We start from the raw sequence: 17,181 nt of genomic DNA, 5'->3' as shown, positions 1-17,181 counted from the left end.
AAGACATCTCGCCTTCCGCTTCGACCGGCGCTAAACCCCACCCCCATGAAACTCTTCCTCGACACCGCCGACGTCGCCGTCATCCGGGACATGGTCCCCACCGGCATGGTGGACGGCGTCACCACCAATCCCTCGCTGATCGCCAAATCCGGTCGCGTCATCGCCGAGGTCATCGCCGAGATTTGCGCCCTCGTCGAGGGCCCGATCTCGGCCGAGGCCGTGGCCACCGATTTCGAGACCATGGTCAGGGAGGGCGACAAGCTCGCCGCCATCGCCCCCAATGTCGTGGTGAAGCTGCCCCTGACCTGGGACGGGCTGCGCGCCGCCCGGGCCTTCGCCGACAAGGGGATCAAGACCAACGTCACCCTGTGCTTCTCGGCCGCCCAGGCCATGCTCGCGGCCAAGGCCGGCGCGACCTTCGTGTCGCCCTTCGTCGGCCGGCTCGAGGATCACGGCGCCGACGGCGTCGGCCTGCTGGAGGAAATCCGGGTGCTGTACGATGTGCACGGCTTCGAGACACAAATCCTCGCCGCGTCGCTGCGCAATCCGGCCCACGTCTCGGCCGCGGCCATCGCCGGCGCCGACGCCGCCACCCTCCCGGCCGATGTTTTCAGGGCCCTGGTCAAACACCCGTTAACCGACAAGGGGCTTGATGCCTTCCTGGCGGACTGGGGCAAGACCGGCCAGTCCATCCTCTAGCCTGCCTCGGGGAGAGGTCCGTGAGCGCATCGCCTGACCTCTCCGCCGGACCCGCCGGGCCGCACTGGCCGGAAATCCGCGCCTGGCTGCAGGCCCATCCGCAGACCCTGCTCGACGACCGCTCCCTGCTCGAGGAGATCGGCCTCAAGCCGCACGGCCGCAATGTCGTCGAATTCGGCCGCGCCGCCCTGACCCGGCTCGAGGCCGCCGCCGAGCGCGAGGCCGACGCCCGCAAGCGCATCGAGGCCGTGGCCCGCGCCAATTTCGCCGCCCAGACCCAGACCCACGTCGCCGCCCTCGACCTGATGGAGGCGCGCAACCCCTCCGACCTCGCCCGCCGCCTCGACGCGGCGGCCCAGGGCCGCTTCGGCCTCGCCGCCGCGGCCATCGGCCTGGAGAAGCCCGGCGCCGTGCCGTTCGGCTGGAGAGCCCTCGACCCCGGCGGCGTCGACGGCCTGCTCGGCGAGCACGGCCTGACCTGGCTGGGGCCCCATTTCGACGGCCTCGGCCTGTTCGGGGCCGGCGCGGAGGCGGTCAGGTCGGTGGCGCTGATCCGCATGGCCCCGGTCTTCCCCGGCGAGTCCTCGGGCCCGCGCCCGGCCCTGTGCGCCTTCGGCTCGCCCGAGGCCGACGGCTTCACCCCGACCATGGGCTGCGAACTGGTCGCCTTCATCGCCCGGGTGGTCGAGCGCACGGCCGAACGATGGCCCATCCTCTGATGACCGCGCCCGAGGCCCTCGCCGCCTGGCTGGAGCACCTGGCCCACGAACGCCGCCTGTCACCCCGGACCGTCGAGGCCTATGGCCACATCGGCCGCCAGTATCTCGCCTTCCTCGAACGCCACCGCGGCGGGGCGCAGCAGCTCGCCGACCTCGGCGCCGTCACCCCGGCCGAGCTGCGCGCCCACCTGGCCGAGCGCCGCTCCGGCGAACGCCCCCTCGGGGCCCGTTCGATCAGCCAGACCCTGTCGGCGATCCGCACCTTCCACGCCTTCCTCGACCGCCGCTGCGGCGTGGCCGCGCCCCGGCTGGCCCTGGTCCGCGGCCCCCGCCTCAAGCCCGGCCTGCCCCGGCCGGTCAGCGAGGACCAGGCCCGCGGCCTGATCCAGGAGCCGGCCGCCGAGCCTGACGCCCCGCCGTGGGAGGCGGCCCGCGACCGCGCCGTCCTGACCCTGCTCTACGGCTGCGGCCTGCGCATTTCCGAAGGGCTGTCGCTGACCCGCGCCGACGCCCCCCTGCCCGGGGCCCTGCGCGTCGCCGGCAAGGGCGGCAAGACCCGGCTGGCCCCGGTGCTGCCGGCGGTGCGCGAGGCGGTCGACGCCTATCTGGCCCTGCAGCCCTTCGCCCTGGCGCCCGGCGACGCCCTGTTCCGCGCCCGCCGCGGCGGCCCGCTCGGCCCGCGCCAGGTCCAGGCCACGGTGCAGCGGCTGCGCGGCCGGCTCGGCCTGCCGGCCAGCGCCACGCCCCACGCCCTGCGCCACAGCTTCGCCACCCACCTGCTCGGGGCCGGGGCCGACCTGCGCTCGATCCAGGAGCTGCTCGGCCACGCCAGCCTGTCGACCACCCAGAAATACACCGCCGTCGACGCCGCCCGCCTGCTCGAGGCCTATTCGGCGGCCCATCCGCGGGCGTGAAGGAAGGCCCGCCGGAGCGGGCCCTCTCCCCTAGCGGCAGCGGCCGTAGCGGTCCGGCGAGGCGCCGGGGCCGCCGCGCCAGCCGGGAGGATTTTCCCAGTTGGTGCCCCGCCCGCCGGCGCGGCCCGGCGGATTGCCGTCGCGGTCGGCCCAGCAGCGCGCGGCCTGGTTCCACCAGCCGTGGACCGGATGCCAGTAGCCGTAGCGGGCGTTGTAATAATAGCCGCCCGGCCGGGCCACGAACACATGGCGGCCGCCGCCGTGATGGAAGATCCGGTTGGGCGAAGCGCCCGGCCCGCCACGAGGACCGGGGGGATTCTCCCAGTTGGTGCCGCGCCCGCCCGCGCGGCCCGGCGGATTGCCGTCGCGGTCCTGGGCCAGGGCCGGCGCGGCCAGGCCGGCCAGCGTCATGGACGCCGCCCCCAGGGCGACCGCGAATAAACGTCTGTTCATCTCACATCTCCTTGTCTGATTCGTCCCCTGTCGCTGACTTCAACGGCCGAGGCGGCGCGATCCGGCGCGAAAGATCGCGGCCCGCGCCCGGTCGCGGCGGGCCGGGCCGAATCCGTCTCGCGCGCCGGGTCTGGACCGACGCGCATCCGGCCCCGGGCGAACCGGACTCGCCAGGATCGCCGCGGCGGGCTTAGGTGGCGATGGGCGACCACGGGGGACGCCGGACGGAACGCCATGCAGGGCCTGGATCGTCGTGCTTTCGTCGCCGGGGCCGCGCTCGCCCTGGCCCAGGAGACGCCCGCCCCGGCGGACGCGCCGCAGCCGATCCCGCTGCTGTCCAACCTGTTCACCCGGGTCGGGGCGGCGGTGACGCTCAACGACGGCGGGCCGTTCACCTTCGTCATCGACACCGGGGCCGGCTCCACCGTGGTGAGCGACCGCGTCGCCGCCCGGCTGGCCCTGCCGCCGCTGGGGCCGGTGCTGGTCCACGGCGTCACCGCGGCCGCCCTGGCCGAGAGCGTCGCCGTCGATCGCCTGCTGCTCGGCGGCCTCGGCTTTCGCGACCTGCGCTGCCCGGTGTTCCCGGCCGCCCAGCTGGGCGCCGACGGCCTGCTCGGGCTCGACGTGCTCGGCCGTTTCCGGCTCGCCTTCGACGTCGTCCGCCGTTCGGCCAGCCTGAGCCGCCGGGGCGTGCGCATCCTGATGGGCGGGGCCGACATGGACACCGGCACGCGCATCCGCCGCGGCGGGCTGCGCTCGGTGCGCGGCCGGTTCGGCCAGCTGATCCTGACCCGGGTCAGGGTCGAGGACCAGCCGACCGCCGCCTTCATCGACAGCGGCGCGCAATATTCGATCGGCAACACCGCCCTGCGGCGGGCGGTGGCGGCGCGGCGGCGCGGCGGCGAGCGGCTGGTCCGCCCGGTGCCCCTCTACGGGGTGACCGGGCAGAGCCTGTCGGCGGACCTGGCCCGGGTCGACGACCTGCGTCTGGGCGGCGCCCGGCTCGGCTCGACGCCCCTGCTGTTCGCGGACCTGCACTGCTTCGGCGTGCTCGGGCTGGCCGACCGGCCGGCCCTGCTCATCGGCGCCGACCTGCTCGGCCGCTTCCGGCGGGTGACCATGGACTTCCCCGCCGGCGCGGTGTCGTTCGAGGGCCTGCGCCGGCAGGCTCCCCCCACCATCGAGGACCGGTTGCGGAACTGATCCGGCTCAGGCCTGCATGGTCCAGCCGTCGACGCCCATGGCCGCCTGTTTGACGGCTTCCGAGCGGGTCGGGTGCGGGTGGCAGATGCGGGCGATGTCCTCGGCCGAACCGCCGAAGGCCATGGCCACGCAGGCCTCGCCGATCATCTCCCCGGCCTGGGGGCCGAGGATGTGGATCCCGAGGACCCGGTCGGTGGTCGCGTCGGCCAGCACCTTCACAAAGCCCTCGGTCTCGTGGTTGATCCTGGCGCGGCTGTTGGCGCTGAACGGGAATTTGCCGCTCCTGTAGGCGACGCCTTCCGCCTTCAGCTGGTCCTCGGTCCGGCCGACCCAGGCCACCTCCGGCGAGGTGTAGACCACGCTCGGCACCAGGTCGTAGTCGACGTGCCCGGCCTTGCCGGCGATCAGTTCGATCACCGCCACGGCGTCCTCCTCGGCCTTGTGCGCCAGCATCGGCCCGTGGGTCGCGTCGCCGATGACCCAGACCCCGCCGGCGCTGGTCCTGAAATGATCGTTGGCGACGAAGCCGCGCCTGTCGGGCTCGACGCCGACCGTCTCCAGCCCCAGCCCCCCGGTGTAGGGACGCCGACCGATGGCCACGAGAACCACGTCGCCCTTGAGCGTCCCGGCGGCGCCGCCGGCGGCCGGCTCGATGGTCAGCTCGACCCCGTCCCTGGATGTCTTCGCCCCGGCGACCTTCGAGCCGAGCTTGAACGTCATGCCCTGTTTGGCCAGGGCGCGCTGGAAGGCCCTGGCGACCTCGGCGTCCATGCCCGGGGTGATGCGGTCCAGATATTCGACCACCGTCACCTGGGCCCCCAGCCGGCGCCACACCGAGCCCAGCTCCAGGCCGATGATCCCGGCCCCGATGACGATCAGGTGCTTCGGCACGGCCGGCAGCGACAGGGCGCCGGTCGAGTCCACCACCTTGTCGTCCTCGAAGGCCACGCCCGGCAGCGGCGTCGGCTCCGAACCGGTGGCGATGACGATATTCTTGGCCGACAGGGTCGACGTCGAGCCGTCGGCGGCCGTCACCTCGACCAGGCCCGCGCCGGCGATCCGCCCGCGGCCCTTCACCCAGTCGACCTTGTTCTTCTTGAACAGGAATTCGATGCCCTTGGTCAGGGCGGTCACGCTGTCCGCCTTCTGGCTCATCATCTGCGCCAGGTTCAGCTTCGGCGCGCCGATCTCGATGCCGAGGGTCGGGAATTCCCTTGTCGCCGCCTCGAACAGTTCGGAGGCGTGCAGCAGCGCCTTGGACGGCATGCAGCCGACGTTCAGGCAGGTCCCGCCCAGGGTCTCGCGCATCTCGACGCAGGCCGCCTTCAGCCCCAGCTGCCCGGCCCGGATGGCGGCGTTGTAGCCGCCCGGCCCGCCGCCGATGATGACGACGTCATAGGCGGCGCTGGGGGAGGCGGCTTCGGCCATCGGGTCTCTCGTTCAGTGGGGCGCGCGGGGGAGCGCGCGGAACCTAGCGGCGCGCGGGGGCGCGTCAACCGTCCCGGCCGATATAGGGGCCCGGCCGCGTCGCTGGAGCGAAATCGGTTTGGACGCGATCGCGTCCAAACCCAGATCTTCGCTCCAGCATTAGACTGGAGCCTGATTCACGGCATCGGCGGAATCGCGAAGCGAGTCCTCCTCAACCGATCAGGTTCTAGTAGGCGAGCTGGCCCGGCGTCCGGCGGCGGCGGATGCGCCGCCCGGCGATCACGACCAGCACGCCCAGGCCGGCCAGGGCCGCCAGGGTCAGCCAGACCGGGTCCGCCGGCAGGGCCAGGCCCTCGGGCGCGGCCATCGGGGCCGGTCCCGGGAGGGCCGCCTCGCCGCCCCGCCGGTCCAGCGCCAGCCGCAGGGCCGCGTCGGCGGCGAAGGCCAGGAAATAGGCCGCCGCCGCCCGGCCGTCGCCGGCCCCGAGCATCAGGGCCGAGATCACATAGAGGCCGATGGCCGCGGTCCACAGCGCCCAGGCCGGAAGCAAGCCGAACAGCTCGCCGCCGCCCTGCGCCTCCGCCCCGGCCCGGGCCACGGCCGCCCCGGGCGCGGCGCCTTCGATGAAGGGCGACAGAAACGGCCAGGCCAGCCAGCCGGCATAGGCGAGAACGGCCGCCACCACGACGAAACGCAGCAATTTCATCACCGGGCCTCCCATGTTTTGTTAACCATTGTACACCGCCGGGGCGGCGGCGCCAGCGGCGCGGATCTCAGGCCGCGGCCGCGGGCAGGGTGATCGAGACCTCCGCGCCCTGGCCCGGCTGGGTGTCGATCGACAGCACCCCGCCCGATTGCCGGGCGAAGGCGTAGGCCTGCGACAGGCCCAGACCCGCCGCGCCCTCGCGGGTCGTGAAGAAGGGCTCCATCGCCCGCGCCGCCAGGTCGCGGTCCATGCCCGGGCCGCTGTCGCGGACGCTGAGGCGCAGGCCGCCCTCCAGCAGGGTCTCCAGCCGGATCGCCACCGACCCCTGTCCCTCGACCGCCTCGACCGCATTGAGGGTCAGCGCCTTGACGGCGCCCTCGAAGGTGACCGGGTCGAGCCGCGCCGGCGCGGCCTCGGCCGGTCCCTCGATCATCAGGTCGACGCCGGAGCCGGCCAGTTCGCGCAGCCGCCCTTCCATGCCGCGCAGCAGCACGCCCGCGTCCATGACCCGCAACGCCGGGTCGTCGTCGCCCTGGGAAAAGGCGGTCAGCCGCCGCGTCAGCATTTCGCCCTTCCGGCCGGCCGCCAGGGCCGCCTGGCCGATCCGGCGGACCCGGACCGGGTCGTCGGCCTGGCGCAGCATCATGTCCAGGGCCCCGGTCATCACCCCGAGCACGGCGTTGAAATCGTGGGCCAGGCCGCCGGTCAGCCGGCCCACGGCCTCCATCCGCCGGCCGCCTTGCCGTTCGGCCTCGGCCTCGGCCCGCACCCGCTCGGCGGCGGCGCGGGCGGCGTCGGCCTCGGCCCGGGCCGCGGCGGCCTCGGCCAGGGCCTGGGCGGCGGCGGCGCGGGCCGCCTCGGCCTCGGCGCGCACGGCCTCGTCGGCACCGGCCTGCGGGACGGCCGCCGGATCGGCGCCCTCGACCACCTCGACGACGGCCGGGGCCGGATCGGCCCGTTCGCCCGCCAGCAGCAGGGCGTCGACCTGGCCGCCGGCGTCGCTCAGCGGCAGCATCGACCAGCGGATGCCCTCGGCCGCGCCGCGGCGCGACACGATCGGCGCGGCCTCTCCGGCCGGGGCGGCCAGGCCGGCGCGCAGCGACTGCCGGCCCTCGACGCGCTCGTCCTCGTCGAGGAACAGGTCGGCGAAATCGCCCTCGGCGGAGTCGCGGCCCAGCACCAGCAGGGCGGTCCGGTTGGCTTCGCGCACCCGCCCGTCGGGCCCGACCACGACCAGGGCGCTGGCGGCCGCGTCGAACACCCGCCGCGTCAGCCCCTGGTCCGGGGCCGGCTCGGGAACCGCCGCCTCGGGCGTGATCAGCCCCTCGGTTTCGACGATGGCGGCGGTGGAGCCGGTGATCTGGCCGAGCTCGTTCTCGATCGGCATGGCCGTGACCGAGACCAGCATCTTGCGCCGCGCGGCGGGGTTGGCCAGCAGATGCTGGAAGCCCCGGACCGTCTGCCCCCTCAGCGCCCGCGCGCTGGGCAGCAGGTCGGGCGGAATGGGCCGGCCGTCGGGAAAGGTGATGCCCCAGGTGGCCGAGTGGAAGCGCAGGCCGATCAGCTCGGCGTCACGGCGGCCCAGCAGCTGGTGCGCGGCCCGGTTGGCGAACACGAACTTGCCCTGCCGGTCGGTCTCGACCAGGGCCACCGGGATGGCGTTCAGGGTCTCGAACAGCCGTTTCTGGGAATCCTCGGCGACGCGCTGGACCAGGTCGAGCCGCCCCGAGGCGTCGACGTGCCGCGACCGGCTGGCGGCGGCGAGCCACAGGCCGACCAGGCCGACGGCCCAGCCGGCGGCGGCCAGACCGCCCAGAAACCACACCCAGTTGACCTGGCCTTCCAGAAACATGCGTCCCGACTGTCCCGTTCTGGCGCCCCGCGGCGCCGTTCGGGCCACACCCTGCAAACGGCGAACCGCGACAGGCCGGTTTCGCCGTCGAGGCGACTAGACCGTCGGCTCCGGCCCGTCCACCGCGGGACCGTCTTATTTCCGCCCGGCCCGGCCGCGGACCGCCCCACCGTTCAATGCTGAAAAAAGATATGGTGCCGCTTAGGTGACTCGAACACCTGACCCCCGCATTACGAATGCGATGCTCTACCAGCTGAGCTAAAGCGGCCCTGGCGCGGCGGAAAGCCGCCCGCGCGAGAGGCGCTCTTTATACGCGGGGGGCGGGCTTGCCAAGCGCCTCGCACAGCGCCGCCTCGTCCGGGCGGGCGGCGATGCGGATGTCGAGGCCGCGGACGGCGCCCAACGGCACGGCGGCGGCCTCCGAAATGGCGACGGCGGTCTGTCCCCCGGACCCTCCGACAGTCAGCAGCGCCGCCAGGGCCCCGCCGGCCCGGGGCGAATGGACCAGCACGGCGTCGAACGCGGCCGGGACCGGGGCTCCGGTCTCGACGGCCTCATAGACCGGCAGGGCGCGGACCTCGAGGCGGCCGGCCAGCATCGCCGCCAGATCGCCGGACGGCTCCCGCGCCCCCGGGGCCAGCACCGGGCCGGGCGTCGCCGCGGCCAGCAGCCGGGCCAGCTCGCCCAGGTCGCCGGCCGCCGAGCGGACCGGGCCGAAGCCCGCCGCCGCCGCCGCCCCGGCGGTGGCGTCGCCGACCGTGAACACCGGCAGGGACCGGTCCGCCGACAGGGCCGCGAAGGCCTCGACCCCGTTGCGGCTGGCGAAGGCCAGGGCGGCGACGCCGCCGAGGTCAGGCTCCGCCTGCGCCAGCGGCCGTATGGCCAGCAGCGGCGCGACGACCGGCTCGAACCCCAGCGCCTCGAGGCGGGCGGCGGTGCGCGTCGCGCCCGGTTCGGCGCGGGTGATCCAGACGCGGCGGACCGGCCTCAGGGCCCGACCCCCGGGTCGCCCGCCGCGGTCCGCACCTCGGCGCCCAGCCGCAGACCCAGGGCCCGGGCCCGGGCCGTCGCGTCGGCGGCCTCAACGTCGCCGATCTCGCCGGCGCGGCGCCAGCGGGCCGAGCCGTCGGGCGCCAGCATCTCCGTGGTCAGCCTGAGCTGGCCGGCGGCGATCTCCGCATGGGCCCCGACGGCGGTGCGGCACGAGCCCTCCAGCGCCGTCATCGCCCCCCGCTCCGCCGCCACCGCCAGCGCCGTGGCCGGATCGTCCAGGGCCGCCACCCAGGCCGCGTCCCGGTCGTCGGCCCGGGTCTGCAGGGCCAGCGCCCCCTGGCCCGGGGCGGGCAGGAAGTCGTCCAGCGCCAGCCGCTGGCGGATCACGCCGTCGAAGCCGAGCCGGTTCAGCCCGGCCGCGGCCAGCAGGATGGCGTCGAAGCCGCCGTCGGCCAGTTTGCGCAGCCGGGTGTCGACATTGCCGCGCAGCATCTCGATCCGCAGGTCCGGCCGCAGCGCCAGCGCCTGGGCCTGGCGCCGCAGCGAGGCGGTGCCCAGCCGCGCCCCCGCCGGAAGCTCCGCGAAACTGGCGAAGGCCTCGCTGACGAAGGCGTCGCGGGGGTCCTCGCGCGGCGGCGTGGCGGCGATGCACAGGCCGGCCGGCTGTTCGGCCGGGACGTCCTTCATCGAATGCACGGCCACGTCGACGCGGCCGTCCAGCAGCGCCTCCTCGATCTCCTTGGTGAACAGGGCCTTGCCGCCGATCTCCATCAGCCGGCGGTCCTGCACCCGGTCGCCGGTGGTGACGATCTCGACCAGCGGCACGGCTTCGGCCAGATCGGCCTCGGCCACGCCCAGGGCCCGGCCGATGGCGCGCTGCATCAGGCCCGACTGGGTCAGGGCCAGTTTCGAGCGGCGCGTGCCGATGCGGACGAGAGGAGCCATGAGACAGCCGTTGCGCCGGGGGGTCGGGGCCTTTACCTCGACCCGATGGACAGGTCCGCCGACTATAGCAGCCAGGGGAGCCCGGCAACCGCGCGCGACCTGACCGTGCTCGGCCTCGAGACCAGCTGCGACGAGACCGCCGCCTCGGTGGTGCGGCTGACGCCCGGCGGCGCCGCGACGGTGCTGTCCTCGGTGGTGCACAGCCAGATCGACGACCATGCGGCCTATGGCGGCGTCGTCCCCGAGATCGCCGCCCGCAGCCATGTCGAGATGATCGCCGGGGTGACGGCCCGGGCCATGGCCGAGGCCGGTATCGGCTATGACGGCCTCGATGGGGTGGCGGCCACGGCCGGGCCCGGTCTGGTCGGCGGCGTCATGGTCGGCCTCAGCTTCGGCAAGGCCGTGGCCCTGGCGCGGGGCCTGCCGCTGGTCGCCGTCAACCATCTCGAGGGCCACGCGGTCTCGGCCCGGCTGGGCCGGCCGGTCGACTATCCCTTCCTGCTGCTGCTGGTCTCGGGCGGCCACTGCCAGCTGCTCGAGGTGCGCGGCATCGGCGACATGACCCGGCTGGGCACGACCATCGACGACGCCGCCGGCGAGGCCTTCGACAAGATCGCCAAGGCGCTCGGCCTCGGCTACCCCGGCGGCCCGGCCCTGGAGCGGCTGGCCGAGACCGGCGACGCCTCCCGTTTCGACCTGCCGCGCGCGTTGGCGGGCCGCAAGGACTGCGACTTCTCCTTCTCCGGCCTGAAGACCGCCGCCTCGCGCCTGGCCCACGCCTGCGAGACCGACCGGGACCGCGCCGATCTCGCCGCCGCCGTGCAGGACGCCATCGCCCGCCAGCTGAGCGACCGTTCCGACCGGGCCATGAAGGCCTGGGCGGAGCGGCACGGCCGACCCCTCAAGCAGTCTCGTCCCGCGGACGAGACGATAGGGAAGCAAAGACTGTTCGTGGTGGCCGGCGGGGTGGCGGCCAACCGCACCGTCCGCGCCACGCTGGAAGCCGTGGCGGCGAGGAACGGATTCGCCTTCCTCGCCCCGCCGATGGCCTACTGCACCGACAATGCGGCGATGATCGCCCTGGCGGGAGCGGAACGGCTGCGGAAGGGTTGGACCTCCGACATCGACGCCGTCGCCCGGCCGCGCTGGCCGCTGGACGAGGCGAGCGCCCTCGCCGATCCGACCCACCGGCCGGGCCGCAAGGGCGCGAAATCATAGGAGCGGGCATGGAATTTCGCACGGCGGGAGTGATCGGGGCGGGGGCCTGGGGCACGGCCCTGGCCCAGGTGGCCGGCTGGGCGGGGCTCGACGTCCTGCTGCAGGCGCGCGAGCCCGAGGTGGCCGACAGCATCCGCGCCCGCCGCGTCAACGAACTGTTCCTGCCCGGGGTGGTGCTCGACAGCCGGGTCTCGGTCACCGCCGACCTGGCCGACCTGGCCCAATGCGACCTGATCCTCGCCGTGCCCCCGGCCCAGCACATGCGCTCGACCCTGACCGCCTTCGCCCCGCACCACCGCCCCGGCGTGCCGGTGATCCTCTGCTCCAAGGGCATCGAGCGCGGCTCGCTGAAGCTGATGACCGAGGTGCTGGCCGAGACCCTGCCCGGCGCCCCGGCCGCCGTCCTGTCCGGCCCCAGCTTCGCCGCCGAGGTGGCCCGCGGCCTGCCCAGCGCCGTCACCCTGGCCTGCGCCGACACCGCCCTCGGCGAGGCCCTGATGGAGACCCTGTCGGCCCCCGCCTTCCGCCCCTATCTGGCCGGCGACCTGATCGGGGCCGAGGTCGGCGGGGCGATCAAGAACGTGCTGGCCATCGCCTGCGGCATCAGCGAGGGCCGCGGCCTGGGGCGCAGCGCCCACGCCGCCCTGATCACCCGCGGCTTCGCCGAGATGACCCGGATGGGCGTGGCCCTCGGCGGCCAGGCCGAGACCGTGGCCGGCCTGTGCGGCCTCGGCGACCTGGTCCTGACCTGCTCCAGCCCCCAGTCGCGCAACATGAGCCTCGGCCTCGCCCTCGGCCAGGGCCAGAGCGTCGAACAGGCCCTGGCCGGCAAGCGTTCGGTGGCCGAGGGCTATGAGTCCGCCCCCGCCGTGCGCGAGCTGGCCGCCCGGACCGGGGTCGACATGCCCATCTCCCTGGCCGTGGCCGACGTGCTGGCCGGCGAGACCACGGTCGGGGCCATGATCGACGCCCTGCTGTCGCGCCCGCTCAAGGCCGAGCGGCATTGAGCGACCGGCCCCGCGTCCGGGCCACCCCGCCGGACGTGCCCCTGTGCCCCGAGGCCGAACTGGCCGACCCGGGCGCCCGCAGCTTCGTGCTGCAGATCGGCGAGGCCTTCTTCCACGGCTTCGTGGTCCGCCAGGCCGGCGAGGTGGCCGGCTGGGTCGACCGCTGCCCGCACCAGGGCTTTCCGCTGGCGCTGGAGCTGGACCGCTATCTGACCCCCGACGGCGGGCGGATCCTGTGCGGCTGGCACGGGGCCGTGTTCGAGCCCCTGACCGGCCTGTGCACCGGCGGCCCCTGCGCCGGCGGGCGGCTGACGCCCTGGCCGGTGACGGTCAGCGGCGGGATGGTCCGGACGGCCTGAACCGGAAAATTGGTGTGGCGGAGTCGGCAGGGTCGGCAGGGTCGGCGCCGGAATTCGCTGTGTCAGAGTCGGCAGGGTCGGCGCCCGGGCCGGGAGGGTGAGCCGGGCGCGCCTCGGGCGGCGGGACGGCGATGCGATTGTCAAAGACCGGGGCGGAGTATGGACCGGTTTTCCGATGCGGCGGGAAGATCGGCTTTGGTTTCGGCCAGGCGGCTGAAAAGGCGGGGGATCGTCTCCGTTATCCGACTATAATTTCGCGGATTGCCGGCACAGCGTCATGGGCCTTCGGGAGGGGGAGGTTCATCACAACGGGCACGACGCGAACCACGACGGACACGACGGGGCCGGCGGGCCGGCGGCTCCCGTCAGGGAGACGCAAGGGGACATGAAGGCGGGCAAGGGCCCGCGGGGACGTGACGAAGCTCGGTCCCGTCGTGTCCGTTGTGGCCTTCGTCGTGTTCGCCGTGATGCACCGGCGAACGCCATCGCTGCGCGACAGGGAGGAGACGCGCGCCGCCTGTGGACGCCGCGAACAAACCGCGAACATCCCCTTGCCCCCGCCCCGCCGGCCCCGCTGACCGGCCCCCGGGGCGGCCATCAGTTTCACCGGAGTTCCCCATGCAGACGCCGCCGTCCGAGCCCGCCGCCCGCCTGCGCGACTCCCTGAGGGGCCTCGACCTGGCCAGCGCCGACGGCCGCGCCGGCCTCCGCGCCCTGCTGGCCGGGATCGACCGCGCCTGCCCCGCCGCCATCCTCCAAGCAGGCGGCGGCGATCGAGCTGAGAAGGGTGGGATGGGGGCGAAGCTCAGGCAGCGAGGCCCTGCGCGCCGGACGGTAGCGCCCAACAATCCATAACCCGACGTAATCCCGATCACACGGCCGCAGACTGGAAGGAGGTGGGCCCCACGGTCCGCGATCCCTACGCGCCGGCGTCGGGCTCACGCCGGGTGCGTCGGAAAACGTGCTACCGCTGAGCGAACAATGATCGCATACTCTCTCCAGAAAGAGGGATGGGCGCGGACATGGCTGAACGCACGTTTGATATTTCGCGGTTTACGCAAGTTCGCTCGTCATCGGACGAGTACGAACAACAACTGGCGAGACTGACCAGTGGCGGCAAAGAGGTCATTTGCATCGAACAAGCGGTGCAAGGCGCACTCCGCAGCATGCAGGAGGGTGGTCGATCATTCGTAATCTACGGCGAGCCGCAGAGCGGCAAGACCGAGATGATGATCTGCTTGACCGCTAAACTTCTCGACGAAGGCCACGCCTTCATCGTGCATCTGCTGAACGACAGCGTCGATCTTCTGGGCCAGAATCTCGGACGCTTTAAGACTTCCGGTTTGGCGCCTGCGGCTCGTAATTTCAGCGAGATTTTGGACCCCGCCATAAAGCTTGACGGACAGAGCCACGTAATTTTCTGCAAGAAGAATGGGAGCGATCTTCGAAAGCTCTTGGACAAGATTGCCGGCATGAAGGCCGTAGTGGTTATCGATGATGAGGCCGACTACGCCTCCCCGAATGCCAAGGTGAATAAGGGCGAGAAGACAAAGATCAATGCGCTGATATCAGAAATGATTGGAAGTACGGGTTACTATATAGGAGTTACAGCCACACCAGCCCGTCTCGATTTGAACAATACGTTCGAAAATGATTCCGGACTTTGGGTCAATTTTCCACCCCATTCAAAATATACGGGGCAAGATACCTTCTTTCCGATCGACGGAAATATCAACTACATCAGAACGTTGCTTCCGGACGCAGGATCTGAGCCGAAATACCCGCGGCAAGCGCTATTCGGTTTCCTAGTGAACGCCGCCTACCTGAATTTGTACGGCCATCCAGGGACGGAAAAGAACTACTCACTACTCGTCCATACGAGCGGGAAGAAGGTAGATCATAAGAGCGACTGGAGCACGATGCACCAAGCTCTAACCACCCTGGTCAAGCAGGAAAAAGACTTTGAGAGCTACACCCGCTATATCTGGGAGTTGACCCAGAAGCGTTTCCCCGATGCAGACCCTAATCGCATAACTTGGTACATTCTAAAGAATATCTCACGGAACGCCATTGTTATCCTGAACAGCGAGCGAGACTGGAAGAACAATTCCTCCGCCGCCACGAGCCCAAGCAGCCTGTTCACAATCATAATTGGTGGAAATATCGTATCGCGTGGCGTGACTCTCGATAATTTGCTCGCTATGTTCTTCACACGGGATGTGAAGCATAAAATCCAACAAGACACTTACATTCAGCGAGCCAGAATGTTCGGAAGCAGAGGAAATTATCTACCTTTCTTTGAGCTAACCATGCCGGAAACTCTGTATCTCGATTGGCACAGATGTTTCGTGTTCCACCGCCTAGCGCTAGCTGCGATCCGTGAAAACTTGGGATCTTTGGTTTGGCTCGGCGACGACCGTATCCAAGCGGTCTCGAGCGCCAGCATCGACAGGTCAACGGTGGATCTCGACCGTGGAGAAATGTCATTCACGCTTTTCACCTACTCAACTGAAGTCGAGGCGGTTTTTTCGATCGGGTCCGGCAATTCCTTGGATGAGTTGGCGGCCCGTCTCGGACCGACGGCGTTTCCTGACTATCTGCTTCGATACATCAAGCAGACCTCGACATCGGCGTTCTCTGTCGCGATCCACAAACCAATCAGCATCTCCGGCTACACGGACGGGCCGGATATCGACAAAGCGAAAATAACGCGCCGGCGCGGCTTTATCGGCAAGAGTCAGATCGAGAAGCACCCGCAAGCCACGCACCACCTTTTCGTGATCCATAACAGCGAAGGCAAGGCGCGCCTCTTTTACAAGTTTGCAGGCTCTATCCAGTTTATAAAGAACACTTCGAATGATACCAGAATATAAGCTGTACCATGGGGCCGTTCTGGCCGATCTCGTTCACGAGTTGCTCGTACCCGTATCTATAGACGAGCTATCCGGGGCCGGACGACTGTCCTCATACGTCCTGAACGGTCGCATCGGCCTCCAGATAAAACATTCGAGCCAGCGACTTCACCCTTGGTCGTTTACATTTACCCGTCAAAACTTCGCTGAGCTGCTTACGCTGCGGGAAACGTACGCCCAAGTTTATCTGGTCTTGGTCTGCCATACCGACGGCATGGTGTGCCTGACGCTGGATGAGGTGGCGGCGCTTATAACGGTGGCAAACTCCGAACAGGCCTGGCTAAGGATCGATAGGCGACGCGGCCAGTGGTACACCGTGAACGGTTCCGGCAGCCTACCCATCAAGCGGCCTAAAGGGCTCGCCGCCTTGGTCGAGGATCTTAACTTGATGGGCGGAACGCGATCGCAGATCACGGCTGATAGCCGCAACGTTCTAGCCGGCGGCGAAGGTTAGAACCGTTTCGGTCCGCATTCGCTTGGCCAGCGCCTCGCCTGTGACCGGTAAATAGCGGCTCGCTTGTGGCAATTCCCGTTCAGCCCGAGCCACCTCCGTAAGTCCGAACAGCTTGGCGGCCGAGGCGACCCCTTCTGCGTTCTTCACAAAGACGCCTTTCAGGCAGGAGTTTCCGACGACGAAGGTGGCCTGACCGCCGGGCTTCAGGACACGGGCGACCTCACGCATCATCTCGCGGAGATCAACGGCATAGCGCCGGATCATACTAAGATACCGAGCAGGAAGAAGGTCTGCCGCAACGATGGAAGACACCAAGCTGTCTAGGGCTTTGTCCTCAACTTCGGCGTCTGGGCGGCGTTCAGACCCAATGCTGTTGGACCGAATGGAACGCAGCTCCGAGATCGTCCATCCCAACCACACGAGAGCTAGCCGGTGACCACGGAGGTAATCGATCGCATTTAGGTAGGGCGGCGATGTGACTACTGCATCGACTGAAGCGCCGCCGACGCTGATTAAACGGCGGGCATCGCCAAGCGATACATCGGTGGAGCCTGGAGGCGGCGCCAAGAGAAGGCGGTTACGAAGCGTCTTAAGCGATCTGTCGTAGCCACTGAGAACGTCATACTTTGATTTAAGGGACGTCCGGTGAGGTCGACTGTGAGACGTGTCTCTCGCAAGGGAGGCGGCCTGCTCCTTCGTCACGACAATCCGACTCAGGTTGAGCTTCAGAACGTCGAGGGCACCTACTTCAGTGGGCAACAGATCATCCTGATCGAGTTTGGTAATCCCTGCCGCCAACCGGGTGAGCGCGGTAGCTTGTGGTGGTCCGAACCAGTACGAAACGAACTTCGACGTTTCCGCATCGGTAAGCCATTCAGGAACAACGAAATCTCGCTCCTGCACTAACGCAGTTAGGCGATTGTACATCCGGCCTATGCATGCATCATCAACCGGCGTCGTCCAAACACGCGCCATCAAGACGGCTAAGGGATCGACATCATATCCAAGGGCAATGTGGCCGAGCTCAGCCGCCTGTCGCAGAACCGTTCCGGAACCGCTCATCGGATCAAGGACCACGCTCCCAGGCGGTAACGAGGCAAGGCTATCGAGCGCCAGTCCAGGAGCCATTCTGGCGGGAAAAGGGTGGACTGGCCGTGTCATGATTGCGCTCCCCGACCGGTAATAGAGCGGAGCGGGGCACTTGGCCACGATTGGTTGTCCCCCTAATGCGCCTCGTTCCAGTTCCCCGCCGCCCGCGCCTCCACCACCAGCGGCACGCTCGGCGCCACGGCCGGTTCCGCCGCCCCCTCCATCACCCG

Annotated in this window: 16 protein-coding genes and 1 tRNA gene; 9 read left to right on the top strand and 8 right to left on the bottom strand. The window is 70.3% G+C overall.

The annotated features are described in order from the left end of the window. The first annotated feature begins 45 nt into the window (after positions 1–45). From fsa to Q0588_RS00525, 3 genes are read left to right on the top strand one after another with little or no spacing between them, the layout of a single operon-like run. Positions 46–699 carry a fructose-6-phosphate aldolase gene (gene fsa / locus Q0588_RS00535; protein ID WP_298742785.1) on the top strand — a complete coding sequence of 218 codons (654 nt, stop codon included), beginning with the start codon at positions 46–48 and terminating at the stop codon, positions 697–699. Positions 700–719: 20 nt separating this feature from the next. Further along, the gene (locus tag Q0588_RS00530) at positions 720–1,418 is read left to right on the top strand and encodes a DUF484 family protein (protein ID WP_298742783.1); all 699 of its coding nucleotides are present in this window, start codon (positions 720–722) and stop codon (positions 1,416–1,418) included. Next, entirely contained in the window at positions 1,403–2,332 is a 930-nt protein-coding gene (locus Q0588_RS00525; protein WP_298742782.1) for a tyrosine recombinase XerC, read from the top strand. Before Q0588_RS00530 ends, Q0588_RS00525 begins: the two co-directional genes overlap by 16 nt. Positions 2,333–2,362: 30 nt before the next feature. Here the strand turns inward: Q0588_RS00525 and Q0588_RS00520 are convergent, their stop codons facing one another. After that, positions 2,363–2,785, bottom strand: coding sequence for a hypothetical protein (locus Q0588_RS00520; RefSeq protein WP_298742781.1), 423 nt, complete (start codon positions 2,783–2,785; stop codon positions 2,363–2,365). A 234-nt stretch (positions 2,786–3,019) separates the two neighbouring features. Between Q0588_RS00520 and Q0588_RS00515 the strand changes: the two genes are divergently transcribed. Then, positions 3,020–3,988: an aspartyl protease family protein gene (locus tag Q0588_RS00515; protein WP_298742780.1), complete on the top strand. Its 969-nt coding sequence runs from the start codon at positions 3,020–3,022 to the stop codon at positions 3,986–3,988. A gap of 6 nt (positions 3,989–3,994) precedes the next feature. Here the strand turns inward: Q0588_RS00515 and lpdA are convergent, their stop codons facing one another. From lpdA to hemC, 6 genes are all read right to left on the bottom strand, one after another. Continuing rightward, positions 3,995–5,416 (bottom strand): dihydrolipoyl dehydrogenase, encoded by a 1,422-nt coding sequence (lpdA, locus tag Q0588_RS00510; protein WP_298742779.1) that lies wholly within the window; start codon positions 5,414–5,416, stop codon positions 3,995–3,997. A 226-nt stretch (positions 5,417–5,642) separates the two neighbouring features. Further along, a complete protein-coding gene (locus Q0588_RS00505; RefSeq protein ID WP_298742778.1) occupies positions 5,643–6,122 on the bottom strand; it encodes a hypothetical protein in 480 nt (159 codons plus the stop codon). 67 nt (positions 6,123–6,189) lie between these two features. After that, on the bottom strand, positions 6,190–7,974 hold the full coding sequence (locus Q0588_RS00500) for an ATP-binding protein (protein WP_298742777.1): 1,785 nt from the start codon (positions 7,972–7,974) through the stop codon (positions 6,190–6,192). 192 nt (positions 7,975–8,166) lie between these two features. Continuing rightward, positions 8,167–8,242, bottom strand: a tRNA-Thr gene (locus Q0588_RS00495). A 39-nt stretch (positions 8,243–8,281) separates the two neighbouring features. After that, positions 8,282–8,941, bottom strand: coding sequence for a uroporphyrinogen-III synthase (locus Q0588_RS00490; RefSeq protein ID WP_298742802.1), 660 nt, complete (start codon positions 8,939–8,941; stop codon positions 8,282–8,284). 20 nt (positions 8,942–8,961) lie between these two features. Then, entirely contained in the window at positions 8,962–9,912 is a 951-nt protein-coding gene (gene hemC, locus Q0588_RS00485; RefSeq protein ID WP_298742776.1) for a hydroxymethylbilane synthase, read from the bottom strand. 45 nt (positions 9,913–9,957) lie between these two features. Here hemC and tsaD point away from each other — a divergent pair, with 45 nt between their 5' ends. From tsaD to Q0588_RS00460, 5 genes are all read left to right on the top strand, one after another. Then, the gene (gene tsaD / locus Q0588_RS00480) at positions 9,958–11,130 is read left to right on the top strand and encodes a tRNA (adenosine(37)-N6)-threonylcarbamoyltransferase complex transferase subunit TsaD (RefSeq protein WP_298742775.1); all 1,173 of its coding nucleotides are present in this window, start codon (positions 9,958–9,960) and stop codon (positions 11,128–11,130) included. Between the two features lie 8 nt (positions 11,131–11,138). Continuing rightward, positions 11,139–12,137 (top strand): NAD(P)H-dependent glycerol-3-phosphate dehydrogenase, encoded by a 999-nt coding sequence (locus Q0588_RS00475; RefSeq protein WP_298742773.1) that lies wholly within the window; start codon positions 11,139–11,141, stop codon positions 12,135–12,137. After that, on the top strand, positions 12,134–12,496 hold the full coding sequence (locus tag Q0588_RS00470; RefSeq protein ID WP_298742772.1) for a Rieske (2Fe-2S) protein: 363 nt from the start codon (positions 12,134–12,136) through the stop codon (positions 12,494–12,496). Before Q0588_RS00475 ends, Q0588_RS00470 begins: the two co-directional genes overlap by 4 nt. Positions 12,497–13,518: 1,022 nt before the next feature. Then, a complete protein-coding gene (locus tag Q0588_RS00465; protein ID WP_298742771.1) occupies positions 13,519–15,369 on the top strand; it encodes a Z1 domain-containing protein in 1,851 nt (616 codons plus the stop codon). Continuing rightward, positions 15,353–15,862, top strand: a complete 510-nt coding sequence (locus Q0588_RS00460) for a hypothetical protein (protein ID WP_298742770.1) — start codon at positions 15,353–15,355, stop codon at positions 15,860–15,862. The genes Q0588_RS00465 and Q0588_RS00460 overlap by 17 nt, the downstream gene beginning before the upstream one ends. Here the strand turns inward: Q0588_RS00460 and Q0588_RS00455 are convergent. Then, on the bottom strand, positions 15,842–16,924 hold the full coding sequence (locus Q0588_RS00455; protein WP_298742769.1) for a hypothetical protein: 1,083 nt from the start codon (positions 16,922–16,924) through the stop codon (positions 15,842–15,844). The genes Q0588_RS00460 and Q0588_RS00455 overlap by 21 nt on opposite strands. Positions 16,925–17,181 lie beyond the last annotated feature (257 nt).

The sequence above is a fragment of the uncultured Brevundimonas sp. genome, assembly GCF_937870815.1.
GTDB lineage: Bacteria > Pseudomonadota > Alphaproteobacteria > Caulobacterales > Caulobacteraceae > Brevundimonas.
Note: the sequence above shows the minus strand (reverse complement) of the source record. Positions and strands in the feature narration are given on the sequence as shown.